The 569-nt window shown below is 45.0% G+C and carries 1 pseudogene; it reads right to left on the bottom strand.

The features are described 5' to 3' along the window. Window positions 1-569 (bottom strand): annotated as a pseudogene (locus tag R7Q46_RS29060) (sodium-dependent transporter); the annotation flags it as partial.

The raw sequence follows: 569 nt of genomic DNA on the forward strand, positions 1-569 counted from the left end.
GTAAGGCGCTGGCAATAGGTTAATTGCCGCAGGTAACGTCACAAAGGCAAGGCCTACGCCGGCAGATACAACTTCTGTTAGTGGTTTACCTTGCTCTTGAGCCATGTAACCCAATACAGAGAAGATCATGATACCTGCAAGGATAGAGAAACCACAGTTGATCAGTACGGTCATAAAGGCGTTGTTTGTGATGTCAGACTTCTCAGGCAAGTAGCTTGAGTAGGCCAACATGATTGCAAAGCCGATACTTAGGGTAAAGAAGATTTGACCATACGCGGCAGCCCATACTTTTACGTCCCAAATCTTGCTGAAGTCGGGTTCGAACATATAGTTCACACCATCGAGTGCACCTGGTAGGAATACCATGCGACCGATCAGAAATAGAACCATCAAGAATAGGATTGGCATCATGATTTTTGATGCGCGTTCGATGCCGGACTTAACGCCACTTGCAATGGCAATGTAAGTAACAGCCCAAGCAATGGTCATCGCTATAGCAATTTTCCATTGAATACCGCCTAAGTTTGTTGGTGAGTTATCACCTAACTTTAGGTATTCGCTACAGAAAA

The organism is Vibrio sp. 811 (assembly GCF_033339195.1).